Origin of the sequence: Niastella koreensis GR20-10 (assembly GCF_000246855.1) — a bacterium.
Lineage (GTDB): Bacteria > Bacteroidota > Bacteroidia > Chitinophagales > Chitinophagaceae > Niastella > Niastella koreensis.
In genome coordinates, this window is sequence record NC_016609.1 from 719974 (window position 1) to 738914 (window position 18941).

Below are 18941 nucleotides of genomic sequence, written 5' to 3' on the forward strand. Positions count from 1 at the left end.
TTTTGAGGCTCATCTTGCATACCGGACATCGTTAAAATTCTCTGAAATAAGGTGAAAAACAGTTGTCAGAAATTCAGAAATATTTCTATCCTGGAGAATCCTACCGAATCCCAATGTATTCTATTCCCATTCATTTTAATTCCTTATAAATTATAGCATTCTTGCAATTTTTAATGCATGTGTATTTTTACACAAGCAGACTTTGCACATTAAATAAGTGCGCTCTTGCAATGAAGTGTTTACAATTTAAGACATGTACCGCTGTGTTTTATCTTCTTCATCAGCATTAAATGGTTCGTTGGTTTATTTCTTTTGATTGTCGTATAGATGACCTTGAGTTAATTCATTGGGGTAAAAGAATAACTTAACAAGCAATAGTAGGTATTTTTAAAAAGAAAATTTATTTTTAAGAATGACTTTTGAATTTGTAGTGCAGCCCGGCTTTGATTTTGTAAAAAGTTTTGCCGAAAAGTTTAATATCCCCGTTTTTAATAATGGCCTGAAAATCCCTGCGCATATGGGTGAGGGCCACATCAAAATGGTTGAAGTGGAACCCGGCTTTAAACTCGTGCTGCATCATTATACATTGAAAGTGGATTTTCATTTAAAGCGTAAGTCGCCCCCGGAAACCAATGAATTGATATCCATCGTATTTAACAGCAATGAAATCCCCATGGCTTTTACACCGGACCGGGAAAGCGCAGTGCAGTTTTTAAAGACCAATGGATCTTCCATCCAAATTGCCGCTACCGCCCTGGCTACCGAAACGTTTTTCCCGGCCAATACCGAAGTGTATTTTGGGGTGATCGGCATCAGGCGGCAGGTGCTTTCTTCGCTGCTGCGTATCGGCAGCAAAATAAACGGTCCTTTGGAAACTATTCTTCATGGCGATACCCTGTTCTTTTATCACGAAAAGATGCACCCCGAAGTGCTGCGGGTTTTGAAGCAGGTCTCCGAAATAAACGAGCAAAATAAATTGAGTGATCTGCTTTACAGGATAAAAGCGCATGAAATGATATACCTGTTATTTGATAAGTTGCTGGACAGGAGTGCTGAAAAGCAAAGCCCGGTAAATAAATCGGATATTGATAAACTATATGTGATCAGGACAACCATCCTCGCCGACATGAGCCAGCCCCCGCAACTGAAAACCCTGGCCAAAATGGCCGGGATGAGCGAAACAAAAATGAAGCAATTATTTAAGCAGATCTTTGGTGATACCATTTATAACTATTACCAGAATGAAAGGATGCAGGAAGCGGGCTTTTTGCTGAAGCATGCGGGCTATTCTGTTTCCGAAGCGGGTTACCGGCTTGGGTTTAGCAACCTCAGCCATTTTTCAAGACTTTTCGAGAAGCATTATGGTATTACGCCCAAAAAATACACCCTTGCCGGATAGGACTATTTTATAGTCGTTGAGCGTTATTTTAAGCTTGCGCAGGTATCTACATTTGTGCTGTCAAAACAAAATAATTTGACACGGACAAAATGAAAAAGATACTAACAGCATATCATAAAAAAGATTTCAGCTTAAAGAACCATATTGTCATGGCCCCCATGACCAGGAGCCGCGCCACCGGCAACATTCCCAATGATTTGATGACAAGCTATTACGGGCAACGCACCGGCGCGGGTTTAATTATAACCGAGGGCACAGCGCCAACACCCGAAGCCTTAGGCTATCCGCGGATACCAGGCATCTTTAACAAGGCACAAATCGAAGGCTGGAAAAAGATAACCGCAAGAGTCCACAAGGATGGCAGCATGATATTTTTGCAATTGATGCATACCGGCCGCATTGGCCATACGGATAATTTATCAGAAGGGGCAATATTGCTGGGTGCTTCGGACATCAAAGCCGCCGGGCAAATTTATACAGATACCGTAGGCATGCAGGATCATTCCGAGCCGGTAACCTTGACCACTGAAGGCGTAAAAGATATAATTAATAGCTACGTCTCCGCAGCAAAAAACGCCATGGAAGCGGGTTTTGATGGTGTGGAACTACACGCGGCAAACGGTTATTTGCTGGAACAGTTTTTAAATCCGAATGTAAACAACCGTACCGATGAATACGGCGGAAGTATAGCAAACCGTGCAAGACTAACTGTTGAAGTTGCCGAAAAAGTGGCAGAGGCTATCGGGAAAGAAAAAGTAGGCATCCGTTTTTCACCTTTTTCAACCCTTGGCGATCTGAAAGCCTATGACACAGATGAAGTGCACGAAACTTATGCTTACCTGGCAAAGGCCATGAATGAGCTGGATATTCAATACATTCATATCTCTGCAAACCCGGCCATTCCACAAAAAACATTTGATGCGATCAGGGTTAATTTTTTTAATACCATTATTTTATGTAACGGCCTGACTGCCGAAACCGCGGAAGACCACTTGAATAAAGGTTTTGCGGATATTGTGGCCTTCGGAAGAAGTTTTTTATCAACGCCTGATTTTGTAAACGGGATTGAAAAAAATGGGTTGTTAAATCAAATAGATGTTAGCACGCTGTATACACCCGGTGAGAAAGGTTACACCGATTACCCCACGCTTTAATAACCGTTTAAAATCTGTTAATAATTAATACTAAAAACGATTTGTTATGATAGACAACATAATAGCCGTAAACGAAGATCAGGGTGAACATTTTTCGGTTGTAGGAGATACATACCGCATTGTGATATCGGGCAAACAAACCGAAGGGGCCTATGCCGTAATTGACATGCTTGTGCCGCCGGGCGGTGGCCCGGGCCCGCATGCCCACGCGAACGTACAGGAGATGTTTTATGTAGTAGAAGGGGAGATCGACTTTAAAACCGAAGCCGGTAAATACGCTGCCCGGCAAGGCTCTTTCGTGAATATCCCTAAAGGCGGCGAGGTGCATTGTTTTAAGAATAACAGCAACGAACTGGCGCATATGTTATGTACAGTGATCCCCGCTGGACTGGATGCATTTTTCGAAGAGATAGGCACCCCGGTTGCAGCAGGTGCATTTTTACCTCCACCTGTTTGGGGCGAAGAAGATTTAAAAAGGATCATGCAGCTTGCCGAAAAGCACGGCCAAAAACTGTACCCGCCCAACTACCTGGATTAATCTTTAGGGAAAATAGGCGAAGAAGCCCTGGACATCGCCAGGAATTTTTTAAAGGAAAAACTCAAAATGCAGTAAAATGAAAAAAGTCAGCTATCAACAATATGGAGGCGTAAACGAACTGGAAGAAGCCTATACAGCAATACCCAAAGGAGGCATTGTAGGCAAAGCGGTTTTTACTGTTGGTGATTAAGATGAAGTTTACTGTATATAGATCAACTTCTTGAAAACCGGGTGGTCATTTCCAATAATAGAACAAAGAAAAATAGCATGAAGAAAATTACATTATTTTTTCTCAGTATAACGATCTGGAGTGCATTATCCATGCAGGCCCAACTCCCCGATACGCTCATGCAACAGATAAAAGACATGGGCAAAGAACCATCATCTGTGGAACGATATGCAATTTTATTGAAGCTGAACAACCAGGAAGAGAAAGCGTATGCTTTATTGTTGCAAATGGCAAAAACGGGTAAATCTACAGATGGCATGAATAGTTTGCTTCGTGAGCTTTATATCAAAAAGAATAAGGACGTAACTGGTTATAATGCATTTTTTGACGGCCTCCAGGAAAATGTTGTATCAGAACTTAAAAAGGAATTGAAAGCAAAAATGACCAATACAGATGCTCCGGATTTTAGTTTGCGTGATTTGGAAGATAAACCAGTTTCACTTACTGATTTAAAAGGTAAAATTGTAGTGCTGGATTTTTGGGCCACCTGGTGTTTGCCCTGCAAGGCTTCTTTTCCTGCTATGAAGAAGCTAATGATACAGCATCCAGATGTGAAATTTTTATTTATTGCGACACAGGAGAAACAGGATGGAGCTACCGATCGTGTTAAAAAGTTTACCACTCAGAATAAGTACCCATTCTACGTTTTGATGGACGAGCCTTTAAAAGACAATCCGCAAATGTTTGAGGCGCTTTCGGCGTACAAGCCAAATGGAATTCCAGCCAAAGTTATAATTGACCCTAACGGCAAGCAGCGGTTTTTAGCAACTGGTTTTTCATCAGATACGGAGTTGATCAATGAAATTAATGCAATGATTCAATTAGTTCGTGCACAGTATTAAAAGAATTCTGAAACAGTTAGCAATAGTAAAATAATTTATTTTTGGATCATCTCACAAATAAGCTGCAATAATGGAATCGTTAATCGCTTTATTTATCGGAAAGTTAGGATTAGATATGAATCATTTCGAACTGTTTTGTGCCCAGTTGAAGGCAAAGAATTTAAAGAAGAAGGCGCATTTGATTCGTGAGGGTTCAGTTTGTAATTTTATTGGATTTGTATCTTCAGGAACCTTAAGATCGTATGTCAGGAATAAGGAACGTGAATTCAATAATGATTTTTATTTTGATAATGATTTTGTGAGTGCCTATACCAGTTTTTTAACACAGATGCCCACCAATTGCAATATAGAGGCATTAACTAACAGCAAGATCCATTATATCAGTTATGAAAAGCTCAACATGTTAATAGCGCAAGACAATGCCTTTCTTAAGTTAAGTAAATATGTTTCTGATACTTACTTCATACGGAAATGTAAGCGGGAAACGTCTTTTTTGAAAAATTCAGCATCAGAAAGACTTAAAGGCCTGTCTTCCCTATATCCTGGAATAGAGCAACGGGTTTCGCAATACCACATTGCTTCTTATTTAGGCATTAAACCCGAATCACTGAGCAGGATCAAACTCTTAACATACGTCAATAAATAAAGCGTTCTTTAAGTTGAACTTGCTACTTCATTTATTTTACTAAATTTTGAAGTATGCCAATAATCAATTTAAAAGTAAGTGGTCAGGAAAACCCGGCTTTAGCTAAAGAACTCGTAAAAGTTATCAGTGATGTAACTAAAGTTGTTTTAAACAAAAAGCCTGAAGTTACGGTAGTTATTGTATCATTTGTTCCTGATAATCTCTGGTTCGTTAATTCAGTGTCTCTTGCTGAGTTAAAAGCAAAAAGTTTTCACCTTAACATAAAAATTTCTGATTCTACTAACCTGAAAAGTGATAAGGCTAAGTATATTGATGCCATACACGGTGCATTAACTTTCCTTCTTGGAAGTATCCATCCGGTAAGTTATACTGCCATTCAGGAAATGAAAGCAGATGCCTATGGTTACGAAGGATTAACGATAGAGCATAAATATATTAATAACCAAAGGAAAAGTGATAACATACCCGCTCACATCGTTTGAGATCAATATTACATATTAGCTATTACCAAATGGAAAATATAAAACTTCTGTCAATTATATTTTTAATAACCGCCCAACACGGTTATGCGCAGCAAAAAGCAGATAATAGGAAAGAAATCACTTCCATTATAAACAATTACAGTAAAAGCGTCATCGAAAAAGACTCTGTAACATTCTATGGTTTATTTAATGACGGTACCGTAACCTGGTGTGCGGCACTTAAGGACAGATCCCAAGCCAGAGAATTTGAAAAGAAAGGTGTTAAATCTGCACGTAGGAATTATTTTTCAAGTAGTTACGAAGCCTTCATGAGATCTTTATTTAGATATAAATCAACCAAGGATAAGTTTGATAATATTCGAATAATAGAAGATGGAACTGTAGCATCGGTAAGTATGGATTACAGCTTTTGGGCAGATAATAAAATGACTAATTGGGGTGGTAAATACCTCTCATTGATCAAACGAGATGGAAAATGGAAGATAACAAGCGTTATCTATTCCTTAGAACTAACCGACTATTTTGAACAACCCACGCTTAAAGAAAGACAAAAGGGTTTGTAATCTGGTTGGGATAAAATTTAAGTATTGGATAATTTAACCAAATCACAAGGGCGATTCCACCTGCGCTTGTGATGATTCGTAATTTTAAGTCAGTATGGTGTTGATCACAATTAAAACAATAAAAGGGAAATAAGATTATAATTTAGGTAACAGGCTGAGCACCATTAAAAAATATTGAATAAAAACTTGACAAATACTATTAATAAATATCAATATGGAAAATTCAAAACCGTCGCCAATATCCGTCGACCCTAAAGGCGGAGAAATATTAACAATCGTAGGCGTCTGGCGGATCGGACTATTTTTCTGGCGCAGCGTGCTATTTTAAATTTGGCATCCTGCCGACCTTTGACCTATCATTTAAATCTTAAAGAGATATTCAATCATTAAAATCTAATCAAATGGCACTTTCCGAAGAAGTATTAAAAACAATAGCCTACGCAGAGGCGCATGGCTATGATAAACTAAACCTTTTGCCGCCGCAACAAACAAGGGATATGATGAAACAGGCACCGGCAAACCCGAACCCGACAGCGGTTGGACAGGTGATCAATACAATAATAGAAAAGGACCAGATCCCGGTAAGAATTTATATCCCCAAAGGAAGCGGCCCCTTCCCGGTGATATCTTATTTTCATGGGGGTGGTTTCGTGCTCCTGAGTTTAGATACACATGATGAAATTTGCCGGCAGCTTTGCGCTAATACAGGCGCTGTGGTCATGTCGGTAGATTACAAACTGGCACCAGAGCATCCCTATCCCGAGGGGCCGGAAAGTTCTGTTGCTGCTACGCTTTGGATGCTTGAAAACGCAAAAAAATATAACGCGATTGGCGAAAAAATGGCCGTGGCCGGGGATAGTGCCGGGGGTTACATGGCGCTTTATGTAGCGCAAAAATTGACAGCTGCAGGGGTTGTACTTAAGGCCCAGTTTGCAACCTATCCAGTAACAGATCACTATTCATCACATCATGCTTCGTGGGAAGAAAATAAGGATGGGTATGTTTTGACTGCGGAAATGATGAAATGGTTTTGGGATAACTACTTAACCGATCCGTCTAAATTCGATGAAGCATCGCCTTTAAGGACGATCGACCTTTCGGGTTTGCCACCGACATTGATCATGACGGCAAACTATGATCCCCTGAGAGACGAAGGGAAAGCCTATGCCGATAAGTTGCAAAAGGCAGGTGTCCCTACAGTTTATAAAAATTACGAAAATGTCCATGGATTTTTTGGAACAGGTTCGATAGGACAACAAGCGATGCAGGAAGCCAGTAACTTTTTAAAGGATAAATTAAACAGTTAGCCATGTTGCAATTAATTACAAATCAGCAAAAGATTGTAAAGAATAACGGTGGCTTCGGCATCGAGATACTTTTTCCCGGTAAAGGGATTGGCTCCGAAGATTCGGGTATCGGTACCATTGGAAGAATTGATCAGGCCACAGTTACACCCGGTACGCTGGTACCCATGCACCCGCATAAAGATGACGAAATACTAACCTATCTTAGAAGTGGCGTTGTTCAGCATAAGGATACGGAAGGGAATATCGAGGTCATCACGAATAAAAGATTAATGATGATGAACGCCGGCGCGCAATTCCAGCATGAAGAGCTGGTTTTGCCAGAGGGTGGCGTGCTTACTGCTTTACAGATATTTATTCGTCCGGAAATTGGCGGCCTGATCCCGAAAGTACAGTTTTATGATTTTCCTGAAGCGATAAGCCGGAATGAATGGCGGGAGGTGGCCGGAAAGGATGATACGTTTCCTTTACAGATCAGAAGCAATTCCTGGATTTACGACATTAGATTGGAACAGGGAAAACAACAATCACTGCCGGTTTTACCATTAAAAGATGCTACATGCCTGGTGTATTTATTTGACGGACTGCTTGCGGTCAACGAAAATATCAATATTCAAAAAGGAGAAAGCCTGGTTGTCGAAGACGAGAAAATTCTGCTTAAAGCCGTCGAGGATTGTAATATTGTACTATTTGTAACAGATCGTAATGCAAGGGTATTTAAAGAAGGTATGTACAGTGGCAACATAAACAGAACAAAATGAAAAAGATAATTTATTTATCGGAACGAAGTTGTTTTGAAAGGGAACAAACAATATGATGTTGTTATTGACCTATCAGGTAAAATGCCCTTTACTATAGCAAAGAAAATTATGAAACATTCGTCTGCTTATATACATACCGCCCCCGGACCAAAAGAAATCATCAGCTCTTTTTTCATCAACTTGTTTTCAAGTAAGAAATATAGACTACTCATGCTTAAGCCCTCTCCAGAATATCTCGCCGAACTTACAGGTTATGCAGAAGCTGGGATTGCAATTGTAGTTAGTAAGGTATATCCTTTCAATTCATTTAAAAAGGCTTACACCGAGGTTCCCAATGGTAAATTTATTGGGAAAGCGGTAATTACAATATATGATTTGCTTTAAAGATTCGGACGTTAATGAATTTTCGCGTAAGAAAAGTATTGGCGGCTATTATGTCCACAATAATCAGAATAATAAATAACCTCAATATCTATGCTACAAAAGACAAATGTGAACTGGGCGAAGTTTGCAGTAGGAGTTTTCCTTAGCACTGTGCTTTCATTAAGTGTTCATGCTGTGATGCTTCAGGAAATGAATGTTCCCTTTCCAGATTTATCCGTTATTACAACACCTTACAAATTTATCATCCGTATATTTTCGATACTGGGTTTATTGTTGTTTTGGGAATTAGCTGATAAGCGGCTGAGTGGTTCTTTTGTGAAAAAATGGGCAATCCTGTTTTTTATTGATGCGATGTTGACAGAATCTCTTTTTAGGGGTCCATTTATGGATGGCTATTGCACGAATTCCATTGGCTTTATGCTAATAAGTAACATTCCAAAGTTAATCGCAATTGCAATTAGTTGTGGATTAGTTGTATTTACTGCGTCAAGACTAAATAAAGTGTTTTTTAAATTTTTGGCCGCAATCGCCATAGCCGCTGTTTTTATGTTTGCTATTAATCCATTATTGGGAGCGGCCTGGAAGCCGTTAATGGATAAGATCGCGTACCTGGCCCCAACCAGCGAATGGTGTAAATTGCCTTATGGTCCGGATGTACTTATACCTGCATACATTAGTTTTATTGAGCCTGTTTTGGCTTGCCTGGTAATGGCAATTTTAATACTGAATCAACTTTCAAAAAAACAATGGTTAAAGTATTTGCTGTTTGCATTAATTGTATTAACAGTTAAATATCAATTATTTACGCCCGTATTTTACACACTATTGCACAAAGGCACTTTCAAAGCCAACTTTGCAAGTGAAGGGCAATTTGCTTTGGAATCAATTGTTTTGGCGATTGCAACAGGTTTCACTTTTGAGTGGAGTTTTAAGCAAACAGGCAGTCGCCCTGACACTTTAGCGACGGGGATTCCAGTAACTCGCCGATGTGTTTAAATAGCTGTTTCATTATTGCCTTATAGTTTAAAGCCCTTGTACCACATACGTAAAATCATTCCTACTCCAGTGGTCTGTTATTCCCTTACAGCAGAAGGTAAAATAAAGGAAGATGTTATTGGCGAATTTAAACAATATAATTTTCATTTTTTATTTGTCTCTAAATTGATTAATAATAACTACCATGCAAAAGGTGAATGCATTTTAAAGGGAAAGTGTTACACAATTTTTAAAATAAGTTGTATCGATTACACTTTTTGCTTTGAGGAGCTTTTTTTATTTTTTATGTAGAATAGTTATGCTGCATATTCAAAGACCCAAAATCGCATATAGCCTGGTCTGGGAGTGGGCTATATGCGATTCCTACGCGGACTATCGGAGACGAAGTTTGAATCAGTTTGCACAGGATTTGTCTGAAATTCAGGCATTCATTAAGCAAACTCATTCCTAAACAAAAACAAGTTCACGCCCGGTTAATTTGTAAAAGTGAACGGTTCCGTAGTTGAAGCAGTGCTACTTACTATACTCACAATAATCCTGTAAGTACCTACGGTTAAATTAGGTACATATAACTTTATTTGATTAGCATCATGCGAAATTAGTAAGCCATAAATGTTGCCTATGCCAGTTGCAAAATCAACAAACTTAACAAAGACATCATTGCCTGGATTTACGTTTGCCAGATTTGTTCCTGTAATAGTCATTTCTGTAAAATAAGTTCCGGAATGAGGAGTGAAAGATGTTATACTTGGGGCGATTACCTCAAATAGATCAGTCGCTGTGGCCGTCATGCCAGCTACCACAACCTTGACAGTATATTTTCCTGCGGCCATTCCTTCGGGCACCTTTGTATATAAGTAAGAATGGTCAGGGGCTCCCCAATTGGCAGGTAGGGTAGTATTGCCAAATATGATCTGCTCCGTTTTGTACGATTTTCTGAATCCTTTGCCGCGTATGTAATAATATTGTCCGCAGAAACCTGATTTAATGGTGATAGAATCAATAACAGGCGCCTTTAACTGGAAATCGCTGGTTGATGTAAGGGCGGTAAGGCCGGAAATAAGTTGAATTTTAGCAGACGCCTTTTCTATTTCATCCGGCACAACAACCTGCACAGAAGTTTCAGAAGCACTCACCACCTTTGCTTGTACATTTCCAAAATTAACTGTTAAAGCATCAGCATTAGTACCAAGATGCTCACCCTGGATCGTAACTGTATCCCCGATAAATGCGGTTTGAGGCGAAAAGCTGGTGAAAGTAGGTATGCCGGCAGGTATAACAGTGAACAATTCTGCAGCAGTAGTTTTCAATGCAGCCAGGGTTACTGAAATAGCATATTTTCCTGGCGGTGTGCTATCCGGTACTTGTATGGTTAAACTGGTATGATTTTGATCAATAGCGGTTAGCAGCTTGTCTCCAAAGAATATCTGTGTCAATTTGTTTGAACTACTAAATCCTTTTCCTGTTATTATTACTTGCTGCCCTGTTGTACCTGAATTACAGGAAAGAGATTGAATAACAGGTGCTTTCAGCTTGAAATCATTAGCTTGCATTATCTCGGTAAGGCCGGAATATATATGGATTTTAGCAGCCGGTCCTTCCATATTATCGGGTACAACAACTTTCACAGATGTATCATATACGTTAATTATTTCAGCAACCACTGTTCCGAATATAATCATTAGCGCTTTAGGGTCGGTGCCAAGATTTTTTCCTGCAATGCTAATTGTATCTCCTATAAATGCAGTTAATGTGGAGGAATTTCCGTTTGACGTTGCCGGTTCGGTAGTTTTATCCTTTTTGCTACATGCAATAAAAGAGATTGTGTAAATCAAGACTAAAATAAAGGAGAATCTTTTTTTCATGGTTAATTATTAAAATTTGAACGACTCACTTTTGAGGTATAACCCCGAAAGCATGTGTGTAATAGAGCGATCATATTTATTGTATCATTCAGCTTGATCGCTCTGCTACCTATAAGACAAAGAATTTTCTAAACTTCCTACGTGATGTATTTATGAGGAAAAAATAAATTTATTGTCTTGAGAAAATGGACGCTTATTGAATAATTTATTAATGTAAATGCTGGAAAATTGTCAGTCTGTTACGGATAAGGATGCTGCATAATTTCTTATGGATAAAGTAAGCCCGCCAGGCTTGGCAGGCTTACTATTAAATTGATTATTGGCATACTTCAATATTGGAAAATTAATGAAGTACGAAGTTCGGCTTAAAGAAAGCTTTATTTATTGATGTATGTTAAGAGTTTGATCCTGCTCAAAGATTCTGGTTTAACGCCTAAATAAGAAGCAAAGTGGTATTGCGAAAACCGTTGGTCTATCCCCCGATACAGGGAGGACAGGCCTTTAAGCCTTTCTGGTGTAGGCACTCACAAAATCATTATCAAAATAAAAAACATTATTGAATTCAAGTTCCTTATTCCTGACATATGATCTTAAGGTTCCTGCAACAGGTGGCACACTTACCGAAGCGGTGTATATTTTGTTGAAGTGTTGCAGGGAGGCCGGCCGAGGATGCTGTCCGGCCAGGGGGCTCGAAAAGTGACTTCCGGTTACAACAAACAAACCTTTGGTTACATTCATTCCCCTCCGATCATAGAGCTTTACATCATCAAAAACAGCAACAATGAAAGCAATAAGGATTTATGAATTTGGAGAGCCAGAAGTCATGAAACTAGAAGAAACAGCACGACCCAAACCTGCATCGGATGAAGTATTGGTAAAGACCTATGCAAGTGGTGTAAACATAGTCGATTGCGGTATCAGAAGAGGTGGCAATGACATCCTGAGGCCATATCTGAAACTGCCCCTTACGCTGGGTTGGGATGCTGCTGGCATCATAGAGGAAGTTGGAGCTGAGGTCACCAGCTTTCAAAAAGGTGATAAAGTTTACGGCATTCCCAACTTTCCCGGCGATGGCAGCTATGCCGAATACTTTGTGGCAAAAGCAACATCGGTAGCCATCAAACCACAAAACCTTACCTTCACAGAAGCGGCAGGTATACCTTTAGCTGGTACAACGGCCTGGAGAGGAGTAGTCGATTATGGCAAGATACAGCCAGGCCATAAGATACTCATTCATGGCGCAGCAGGAGGAGTGGGGAGTTTGGCCATACAGATCGCCAAAGCAAAAGGGGCGTATGTAATAGGCACTGCTTCGTCGCATAATCTGGCCTTTCTGAAAGAACTGGGAGCCGATGAAGCCATTGACTACAGGAGCCAGCCTTGGGAAAAAATCCTGAAAGACATAGACGTGATCTTTGATGCCTCACCGGTGCGTGATAACGAGACCCGTATTAAATTCGTACAAGTATTAAGGCAGGGAGGTATACTGGTATGCTCGCAACTTGATTTTCCGTATGCCGAAGACGTAAAAGCAGCTCTTGCAGCAAAACAGGCAACCGGCGAACTCGTAGGATTTCAAACCTATGATAGTTTAAAGGAGATGGCAACTATGATAGAGGAAGGCAAACTGAAAGTAACAATAAGCAAAGTATTTCCGCTGGAGCAGGTTGCTGAAGCACACATGGAAAATGAAGCCGGTCATGTACGCGGTAAACTGGTGCTGGAGATCATAAAAGACTAAGAGAGCATGAGACATTTTAAAACCATAAGCGAATTTCTTGAATACAGGGGACTGCCCCGCCCCAATCATCCGTTGTTCGGTATCATAGACATCTCTACACCTATGCAAATGCAGGAGGAAGAACCTGTGAATATGACTATGGACTTCTATAGTATCGCGGTGAAAAGAATGTTGAATGTGAAGGTTAAGTATGGACAGCAATATCTCGACTTCAATGAAGGCATCATGTCATTCATGTCCCCACGGCAGGTCTTCAGCATCGGCATCAATGAAGAAACAATAGAAACCAAAAGATCAGGATGGGTGATATACATTCATCCTGATTTCTTATGGAATACGCCACTTGCTAAAGTCATCAAGCAGTACAACTTTTGGGACTATTCCATCAGGGAAGCGCTATTTCTTTCTGCCAAAGAAGAAACCACCATCAATAACATCATTGAAAACATCATACAGGAATACCATAACAACATTGATAAATTCAGCAAAAAGATCATTATCACGCAAATAGAAAGCCTGCTTACCTACGCAGAGCGTTTCTACAACCGGCAGTTCATTACCCGGGAAAAAACAAACCATCAGTTGGTCGGCAAACTGGCAGAACTGCTTGATCAATACTTCAATACTCATGAACTGATTTCGAAAGGATTGCCCACTGTTCAATACATAGCTGACCAACTACACCTATCCCCAAAATACCTCAGCACCTTACTTAGTACCGTCACAGGCCAGAGCACGCAACAGTATATCCATGAAAAATTGATAGAGGTTGCCAAGGAAAAACTGTCCACGACCAGCTTATCCGTTGCTGAGGTTGCCTACCAGTTAGGATTTAAACACGCACAATCCTTTAACAGGCTCTTCAAAAAAAAAACGAACCAGTCTCCACTGGAATTCCGTGCCTCCTTCAATGTTAATTAGATAGCTTCGCCTGTCGCATACCCATCAAACTTGTCGTTCATGACCTGGATCAAAGAACTTATGATGGCATCATCGCTCCTAATTCACACCAAAGTATAGTGTCGAATCGCTCTTTCTTCCTTTGATTTCATCATTTCACACACGCGTCATCAATGGAGCATTACATTTTGCAGTTCTTAATTAATTGACTAACAATATGGAGTAGGGTAGGTTCATTTCCCCCGCTCTCTGCTTTTTTTGCTGTAAGTTGGTGTGATTCACTTATTTCCGCAGTCGTTCTTATACGATAACATTAAAACTTGCTGAATGGAGATCATGATAAAGTTCAAATAGCTTTTTGTTCGAACACAATCCCCATCACCGACACCTATGCCTTTTTCACGTTGATGTTTGAATCTTTATTAAATACCCATTGGCGGGTGCCCGTGCTTTTACTAGATTATTGTCACCTTTCTCATGTCAATTTGTTGGGTGACCTTCCGAAATGCTTCTTAAATGCAGAGCAGAAATGTGAAAGATCTTCAAAGCCCAAATCCACAAAAATTTCCATTGGTTTTTTCCCTTCCTTTTCCATCAAAAAGCGAGCCTCTGTTAACCGTCTCTTTAATAGCCAACGGTGTGGCGTATCATTATAAGTATGCTTAAAATCCCGCTTGAAAGATGACAGACTTCTTCCCGTTAAAAAAGCAAAGCGGTCAAGATTTACATTAAACCTGTAATTTTGATTCATGAATTGTTCCAGGTCGATTTTGCCTGGAATTCCATAGTCAAAAAATAAGCCTGAAAGTTCAGGCTTAGATTGCAGCAATATAAGCAGCAGTTCCTCGCGCTTCAAATCAAAGAAACTTTTGCCAATTCGCCCGTCACTATCATAATAAGGGTTTAACGATCCAATGAATGTTGATAACAGATCATTGCTGGCAACCTTTACAAAAGCATCAGTAAACCTATTTAATTTTATTGATGACCTATGTTTTTCCTGAAAAGTTCTCAGAAATGGTTGATCGAATATAAAAGTGACCTTAGTCGCTTTAATAGCTTCATGAACGTTTATGTATTTGCCCAATTGGTTTTTACGGAGAATACAGCATTCGCCAGATGACAAACAATAATTATTTTCGCCATAGCGTCCTTCGAGTCTGCCATTAATTAGATATAGGAAAAGGTGTTCAGCAATAAACTGCTCGGGTGCTAACTCTGGTCCGATTATTAGAGTTTTTGAAACGGGTTCTTTCATTATATTAACGAAGTTAAGCATGATACCGGTTAAATCATACAGCTGGGATAAGAGCGACAACACCGAAATACAATTCATCTTTTGATCAATCCAAACGCGAACAAACTTTCCGCGGTTGCTAATACAGTTTCTTCATTGCTTCTTGGTGCCCATTTCAAAATGTCTTTTGCCTTTTGATTACTTGCCGCTGGATATTTTCCTAAACCTGGCACAACAGATTTTAGTGTAGGATCTAAAAGCGCTGCAAATTTAACTAACCAGTCGGGCAGTATACGAGATGGAACTTTTTTTGCGGCATCACCTAAATGAGACTTGAGTATATCTGCCATTTCTTTGACACTTAATGGCTCGCCCGCTACAGCCAGGAAACGCTCACCGTTAGCAGCCGGACTGAGCATAGCCCCGATATGAAGATCTGCAACATCCCGAACATCAACTACACCAAAAGAAATATTTGGCACTCCCGGCATTCCGTTGAGAAGTTTCCGGATGCTTTCAGTAGATGTACTTGTTTCAGGGCTTAACACCGGACCTAATATACCAACCGGATTGATCACTGCCAGTTCCAACCCCTTTCCTTGTTTGGCAATAAAGTCCCACGCTTCTTTTTCCGCGAGCGTCTTCGATTTCTGATACGCCAATACAGGTATTTCACTATTTAGTCTCGTCCAATCCTTTTCTGTGAAAACCCGGTTTTTTTCAGCATATCCATATCCTACAGCTGCAAAAGATGAAGTGACTACTATTCGTTGAACTTTTGCATCACGAGCGGCCTGAAGAACGCGTCGTGTTCCCTCAACTGCCGGCACGATCAACTCACGCTCATCTTTTGGTATCGTCGATGGGAAGGGAGAGGCAGTATGTAATACATATTTACAATCCTTGACAGCATCGGGCCAATTGTCGTCCTTTGTTAAATCTGTTTCTATGAAGCTTAGATCCTCAAATGTAGTTATACCACCATTTTTCAACTTCTCAATCACCTTAATCTTTTGATTTATAGAGCGGACGGTAGTCTTCACACTATAGCCTCGATGTAACAACTGCAAAATACAATGCGCACCTAAAAAGCCGCTGCCTCCAGTTACTAAAACGTTCGTCTTTTGTTCCATGGTTATTTATTTATATCACAAAACTCGGACTTATATGATTCACTAACTGTGTTAAAAAGTTCAAATACGCTGTGTAAATCAGTCCATCATGGTGACAAATTGATTCCTTTTCGGCAGGTTAGCATAGAAATTGAATGCCTCAGACTTTCCGACAATGATTTTCTTTCGTAATTCGGAATTGTAGGCGTCAAATTCTCAAAATCATCTTTATCTAAGCGCAAAGCCAAAACAGCCCGGTATTTTAATATGGAAAGTGGCGAGCTTGGCAAATTGTCACAGCCTGGCGGTCCTTCTTATCAAATAGAACACTCGAATGGCGGGTTGATCTCCATGCCGGGGGGAGTGCCCATAAGAACCAGGAGTGGAGAGGTTATTGGGGCGATAGGTGCGTCGGGTAGTTCGGTGGAGAATGATCACCTGGTGGCGCAAGCAGGAGCGGATGCCATAAAATAAAAGCCCGGATGTTGAATGCGGGACGCTTAACAAAAAGACCTGAACTAACGGATTGAACCGCAGATCAGGTCTTTTGGCGAAAAAGCTTTAGAGTATGTTATAACCTATAGTTAAAGTATTTTGTAAGCGAATCTAATACCTGTTGTATAGTTAAAGGTGGCGCTGGTTCCACCTTTTGCTGCCCGCTCAACATTTGCTGCTCTGAAAACGGTATTTACATCCTCCGGATCAACGAATGTATCACTATCATATTTAAATTGCTGGTTCGTTGTTTTATAATTTCTGAACCGTACGCCTATGCCTTCATACACTTCAAACATAAAGTGTTTACCAATATCATCCTGCCAGCCCCACAGGAAATTGAGGCCCCATACTTTTTTGGTAACGCCAATACCGTCTTTTAAATCGTAACCGCTATAATCTCCTGCATTGTAGTCAATGATCGAATTATATTTATGATAAGTATAAAAAGCATTCACGCCAATATAATTTCCATGAAATTTCGAATAACTTGTATGGCCTTCCTGGAAATAATAACGGAACTCTGACTTTAATTTAATCCCAACGGGAGATACAAAACTGGTATCGGGTTTTTCGTACCACCCTTTCCGGTATCGAATGCCTATTTCATTATACATACTGAACTGTGGGGCCAGATGCACTTCCACACCAGCTGTAATTGTAGGAAAGCTTACGACATCGATTGCAGCAAGGGGGGCTAATTTTACTAAAAATTTAGCGTCAGGGTGGTGGTGAGATTTTCGGTTCTTACGGAACTTTTCAGGAACCTGGGCATAGCTATGAAAGGCTGTTGCAATACAGCATACAAGAAGCAGGGTGCGCATAATTTAAGGGTTTAAGCAGCAACATGGCTTTACAACCAGCTGCATTTCGCCCAAATATATACGTTATTTGTTGACTATCCAAACCTCCAATCCTGCCGGAATAACCTGCCATACATCCGGTGATCCTGCCTTTTGTCAGGCCGTCCGATCTGTTAAAATCTTATATTGTAGCTGACTTTGTGAATGAGGAACAACGATCTTTCGGGTGTAAATCTAAAATTATCAATATGTCATCAAGAAGAAATTTTATTCAACTAACCTCGCTTGGATTGGCAACTGCTGCCCTTCAGGTCCCTTTGCCAGGCATTGCTGCCTCTACAACACAGAAAAAGCCCAATTTGTCCCTTGGTATCGCGGGATATACTTTTACCAAAATTGAGATGGCGTCTGCCATTACCATGATGAAGCGGCTGGATGTTTCCAATCTGTCGCTGAAAGATGTATATCTCCCTTTATCAAGCAGTGATGAAAAGATCAGCTCGGTGGTGAGCCAGTTTAAACAAAACGGGATCAATATTTATACGGTGGGGGTGATCTATATGAAAAGCAAGGAAGCGGTTGATCAGGCATTTGACTATGCAAAGAAAGTGGGGGTGAACATGATCGTTGGCGTACCCAACTACGATCTGCTGGATTACGCAGAATCAAAAGTAAAGTCGACGAACATCCGTTTGGCCATCCACAATCACGGCCCCGAAGATGAACTGTACCCCGGCCCCCAGCAGGTGTATGATCGCATCAAAGACAGAGATCCCCGTATGGGCCTTTGCTTGGACATTGGTCATGCTACCAGGGCGGGGGTAAACCCGGCCCGTGCTGTAAAAGACTATAAGGACCGGCTTTTTGATCTTCATGTTAAAGACGTGACGGGAAATACCAGGGACGCAAAGACGATAGAGATCGGACGAGGGGTTATTGATTTTGAAGGGTTCATGAAAGCATTACGCCAGGTGAACTACAAGGGTGTTTGCAGTTTCGAATTTGAAAAAGATATGCAGGACCCTCTGCCGGGACTGGCCGAGTCAATGGGCTTTTTCAAGGGCACCATGGCTTTGATATAAGAAATAAACCAGATTGTATGCCAGAAATTAACCGCCGTACATTCTTACGGCATTCGGCCATTGTAACCTCCGGAGGCCTGAAAAAACATTGCACCATCCGCCAGCTGGTGGATGGTGCAATTGTTCAGATTTTTAACAGGGAGACTTTATTTTTAACACAGCGTTTAACAATGCCCATAATAACGTGGATGCGGATGGTGATAATGATGATAACCATAACCTCTTTCGGTTACAATACATCCCGATAACAGCGATATGCTAACGACAGCAACCAGTAATATTTTAACAATTTTAAGATTCATAATTACCGTTTTTATTCTGTAATTGAAATTTATACCTACCTATATAAGATGTTTGTTTGGCGTATAAGTAAAAGATGATGAGGTTAAAGTAATGTAAAAAGGGGTA

The 18941-nt window shown here is 40.4% G+C and carries 20 protein-coding genes; 15 read left to right on the forward strand and 5 right to left on the reverse strand.

Annotated features, from left to right (window positions below; genetic code table 11):
- Positions 1 to 412 precede the first annotated feature (412 nt).
- From NIAKO_RS02920 to NIAKO_RS02970, 11 genes are all read left to right on the forward strand, one after another.
- The gene (locus NIAKO_RS02920; protein WP_014216899.1) at positions 413 to 1399 is read left to right on the forward strand and encodes a helix-turn-helix transcriptional regulator; all 987 of its coding nucleotides are present in this window, start codon (positions 413 to 415) and stop codon (positions 1397 to 1399) included.
- 89 nt (positions 1400 to 1488) lie between these two features.
- Positions 1489 to 2553 carry an alkene reductase gene (locus tag NIAKO_RS02925; RefSeq protein ID WP_014216900.1) on the forward strand — a complete coding sequence of 355 codons (1065 nt, stop codon included), beginning with the start codon at positions 1489 to 1491 and terminating at the stop codon, positions 2551 to 2553.
- 46 nt (positions 2554 to 2599) lie between these two features.
- A complete protein-coding gene (locus NIAKO_RS02930) occupies positions 2600 to 3091 on the forward strand; it encodes a cupin domain-containing protein (RefSeq protein ID WP_014216901.1) in 492 nt (163 codons plus the stop codon).
- Positions 3092 to 3358: 267 nt separating this feature from the next.
- The gene (locus tag NIAKO_RS36330; protein ID WP_014216903.1) at positions 3359 to 4162 is read left to right on the forward strand and encodes a TlpA family protein disulfide reductase; all 804 of its coding nucleotides are present in this window, start codon (positions 3359 to 3361) and stop codon (positions 4160 to 4162) included.
- A gap of 70 nt (positions 4163 to 4232) precedes the next feature.
- On the forward strand, positions 4233 to 4808 hold the full coding sequence (locus NIAKO_RS02940; protein WP_014216904.1) for a Crp/Fnr family transcriptional regulator: 576 nt from the start codon (positions 4233 to 4235) through the stop codon (positions 4806 to 4808).
- Positions 4809 to 4861: 53 nt separating this feature from the next.
- Positions 4862 to 5290, forward strand: a complete 429-nt coding sequence (locus tag NIAKO_RS02945) for a tautomerase family protein (protein WP_014216905.1) — start codon at positions 4862 to 4864, stop codon at positions 5288 to 5290.
- Positions 5291 to 5319: 29 nt separating this feature from the next.
- A complete protein-coding gene (locus NIAKO_RS02950; RefSeq protein WP_014216906.1) occupies positions 5320 to 5853 on the forward strand; it encodes a Cif family virulence factor in 534 nt (177 codons plus the stop codon).
- Between the two features lie 401 nt (positions 5854 to 6254).
- Complete coding sequence (locus tag NIAKO_RS02955; protein WP_014216907.1) at positions 6255 to 7160, forward strand: alpha/beta hydrolase; 906 nt, start codon at positions 6255 to 6257, stop codon at positions 7158 to 7160.
- 2 nt (positions 7161 to 7162) lie between these two features.
- Positions 7163 to 7918, forward strand: a complete 756-nt coding sequence (locus NIAKO_RS02960) for a pirin family protein (RefSeq protein ID WP_014216908.1) — start codon at positions 7163 to 7165, stop codon at positions 7916 to 7918.
- A gap of 33 nt (positions 7919 to 7951) precedes the next feature.
- Positions 7952 to 8302 (forward strand): zinc-binding dehydrogenase, encoded by a 351-nt coding sequence (locus NIAKO_RS02965; RefSeq protein WP_207622490.1) that lies wholly within the window; start codon positions 7952 to 7954, stop codon positions 8300 to 8302.
- A gap of 90 nt (positions 8303 to 8392) precedes the next feature.
- The gene (locus NIAKO_RS02970) at positions 8393 to 9298 is read left to right on the forward strand and encodes a hypothetical protein (RefSeq protein WP_014216910.1); all 906 of its coding nucleotides are present in this window, start codon (positions 8393 to 8395) and stop codon (positions 9296 to 9298) included.
- Positions 9299 to 9771: 473 nt separating this feature from the next.
- On the opposite strand, the gene NIAKO_RS02980 is transcribed toward NIAKO_RS02970, so the two are convergent.
- A complete protein-coding gene (locus NIAKO_RS02980) occupies positions 9772 to 11163 on the reverse strand; it encodes an IPT/TIG domain-containing protein (RefSeq protein WP_014216911.1) in 1392 nt (463 codons plus the stop codon).
- A gap of 823 nt (positions 11164 to 11986) precedes the next feature.
- Here NIAKO_RS02980 and NIAKO_RS02990 point away from each other — a divergent pair.
- Together NIAKO_RS02990 and NIAKO_RS02995 are read left to right on the forward strand one after the other, a co-directional pair.
- A complete protein-coding gene (locus NIAKO_RS02990) occupies positions 11987 to 12904 on the forward strand; it encodes an NADP-dependent oxidoreductase (protein ID WP_242675544.1) in 918 nt (305 codons plus the stop codon).
- Positions 12905 to 12910: 6 nt separating this feature from the next.
- A complete protein-coding gene (locus tag NIAKO_RS02995; protein WP_014216914.1) occupies positions 12911 to 13825 on the forward strand; it encodes a helix-turn-helix domain-containing protein in 915 nt (304 codons plus the stop codon).
- Positions 13826 to 14279: 454 nt separating this feature from the next.
- On the opposite strand, the gene NIAKO_RS03000 is transcribed toward NIAKO_RS02995, so the two are convergent.
- Positions 14280 to 15062, reverse strand: coding sequence for an AraC family transcriptional regulator (locus NIAKO_RS03000; RefSeq protein ID WP_041347914.1), 783 nt, complete (start codon positions 15060 to 15062; stop codon positions 14280 to 14282).
- 74 nt (positions 15063 to 15136) lie between these two features.
- A complete protein-coding gene (locus tag NIAKO_RS03005; RefSeq protein WP_014216916.1) occupies positions 15137 to 16174 on the reverse strand; it encodes an SDR family oxidoreductase in 1038 nt (345 codons plus the stop codon).
- A 177-nt stretch (positions 16175 to 16351) separates the two neighbouring features.
- Here NIAKO_RS03005 and NIAKO_RS03010 point away from each other — a divergent pair, with 177 nt between their 5' ends.
- Positions 16352 to 16627, forward strand: coding sequence for a GlcG/HbpS family heme-binding protein (locus NIAKO_RS03010; RefSeq protein WP_081196034.1), 276 nt, complete (start codon positions 16352 to 16354; stop codon positions 16625 to 16627).
- A 110-nt stretch (positions 16628 to 16737) separates the two neighbouring features.
- Here the strand turns inward: NIAKO_RS03010 and NIAKO_RS03015 are convergent, their stop codons facing one another.
- Positions 16738 to 17472 carry a DUF3575 domain-containing protein gene (locus NIAKO_RS03015; RefSeq protein WP_014216917.1) on the reverse strand — a complete coding sequence of 245 codons (735 nt, stop codon included), beginning with the start codon at positions 17470 to 17472 and terminating at the stop codon, positions 16738 to 16740.
- Positions 17473 to 17699: 227 nt separating this feature from the next.
- Here NIAKO_RS03015 and NIAKO_RS03020 point away from each other — a divergent pair, with 227 nt between their 5' ends.
- Complete coding sequence (locus NIAKO_RS03020) at positions 17700 to 18533, forward strand: sugar phosphate isomerase/epimerase family protein (RefSeq protein WP_014216918.1); 834 nt, start codon at positions 17700 to 17702, stop codon at positions 18531 to 18533.
- A gap of 164 nt (positions 18534 to 18697) precedes the next feature.
- Here the strand turns inward: NIAKO_RS03020 and NIAKO_RS38930 are convergent, their stop codons facing one another.
- Positions 18698 to 18835: a hypothetical protein gene (locus NIAKO_RS38930; RefSeq protein ID WP_165761347.1), complete on the reverse strand. Its 138-nt coding sequence runs from the start codon at positions 18833 to 18835 to the stop codon at positions 18698 to 18700.
- Positions 18836 to 18941 lie beyond the last annotated feature (106 nt).

What these genes read in the sequence shown, in the direction of transcription:
- NIAKO_RS02920 (WP_014216899.1), top strand. Translation starts at nt 413, where the DNA reads ATGACTTTTGAATTTGTAGTGCAGCCCGGCTTTGATTTTGTAAAAAGT.
- NIAKO_RS02925 (WP_014216900.1), top strand. Translation starts at nt 1,489, where the DNA reads ATGAAAAAGATACTAACAGCATATCATAAAAAAGATTTCAGCTTAAAG.
- NIAKO_RS02930 (WP_014216901.1), top strand. Translation starts at nt 2,600, where the DNA reads ATGATAGACAACATAATAGCCGTAAACGAAGATCAGGGTGAACATTTT.
- NIAKO_RS36330 (WP_014216903.1), top strand. Translation starts at nt 3,359, where the DNA reads ATGAAGAAAATTACATTATTTTTTCTCAGTATAACGATCTGGAGTGCA.
- NIAKO_RS02940 (WP_014216904.1), top strand. Translation starts at nt 4,233, where the DNA reads ATGGAATCGTTAATCGCTTTATTTATCGGAAAGTTAGGATTAGATATG.
- NIAKO_RS02945 (WP_014216905.1), top strand. Translation starts at nt 4,862, where the DNA reads ATGCCAATAATCAATTTAAAAGTAAGTGGTCAGGAAAACCCGGCTTTA.
- NIAKO_RS02950 (WP_014216906.1), top strand. Translation starts at nt 5,320, where the DNA reads ATGGAAAATATAAAACTTCTGTCAATTATATTTTTAATAACCGCCCAA.
- NIAKO_RS02955 (WP_014216907.1), top strand. Translation starts at nt 6,255, where the DNA reads ATGGCACTTTCCGAAGAAGTATTAAAAACAATAGCCTACGCAGAGGCG.
- NIAKO_RS02960 (WP_014216908.1), top strand. Translation starts at nt 7,163, where the DNA reads ATGTTGCAATTAATTACAAATCAGCAAAAGATTGTAAAGAATAACGGT.
- NIAKO_RS02970 (WP_014216910.1), top strand. Translation starts at nt 8,393, where the DNA reads ATGCTACAAAAGACAAATGTGAACTGGGCGAAGTTTGCAGTAGGAGTT.
- NIAKO_RS02980 (WP_014216911.1), bottom strand. Translation starts at nt 11,163, where the DNA reads ATGAAAAAAAGATTCTCCTTTATTTTAGTCTTGATTTACACAATCTCT.
- NIAKO_RS02990 (WP_242675544.1), top strand. Translation starts at nt 11,987, where the DNA reads ATGAAACTAGAAGAAACAGCACGACCCAAACCTGCATCGGATGAAGTA.
- NIAKO_RS02995 (WP_014216914.1), top strand. Translation starts at nt 12,911, where the DNA reads ATGAGACATTTTAAAACCATAAGCGAATTTCTTGAATACAGGGGACTG.
- NIAKO_RS03000 (WP_041347914.1), bottom strand. Translation starts at nt 15,062, where the DNA reads ATGAAAGAACCCGTTTCAAAAACTCTAATAATCGGACCAGAGTTAGCA.
- NIAKO_RS03005 (WP_014216916.1), bottom strand. Translation starts at nt 16,174, where the DNA reads ATGGAACAAAAGACGAACGTTTTAGTAACTGGAGGCAGCGGCTTTTTA.
- NIAKO_RS03015 (WP_014216917.1), bottom strand. Translation starts at nt 17,472, where the DNA reads ATGCGCACCCTGCTTCTTGTATGCTGTATTGCAACAGCCTTTCATAGC.
- NIAKO_RS03020 (WP_014216918.1), top strand. Translation starts at nt 17,700, where the DNA reads ATGTCATCAAGAAGAAATTTTATTCAACTAACCTCGCTTGGATTGGCA.
- NIAKO_RS38930 (WP_165761347.1), bottom strand. Translation starts at nt 18,835, where the DNA reads ATGAATCTTAAAATTGTTAAAATATTACTGGTTGCTGTCGTTAGCATA.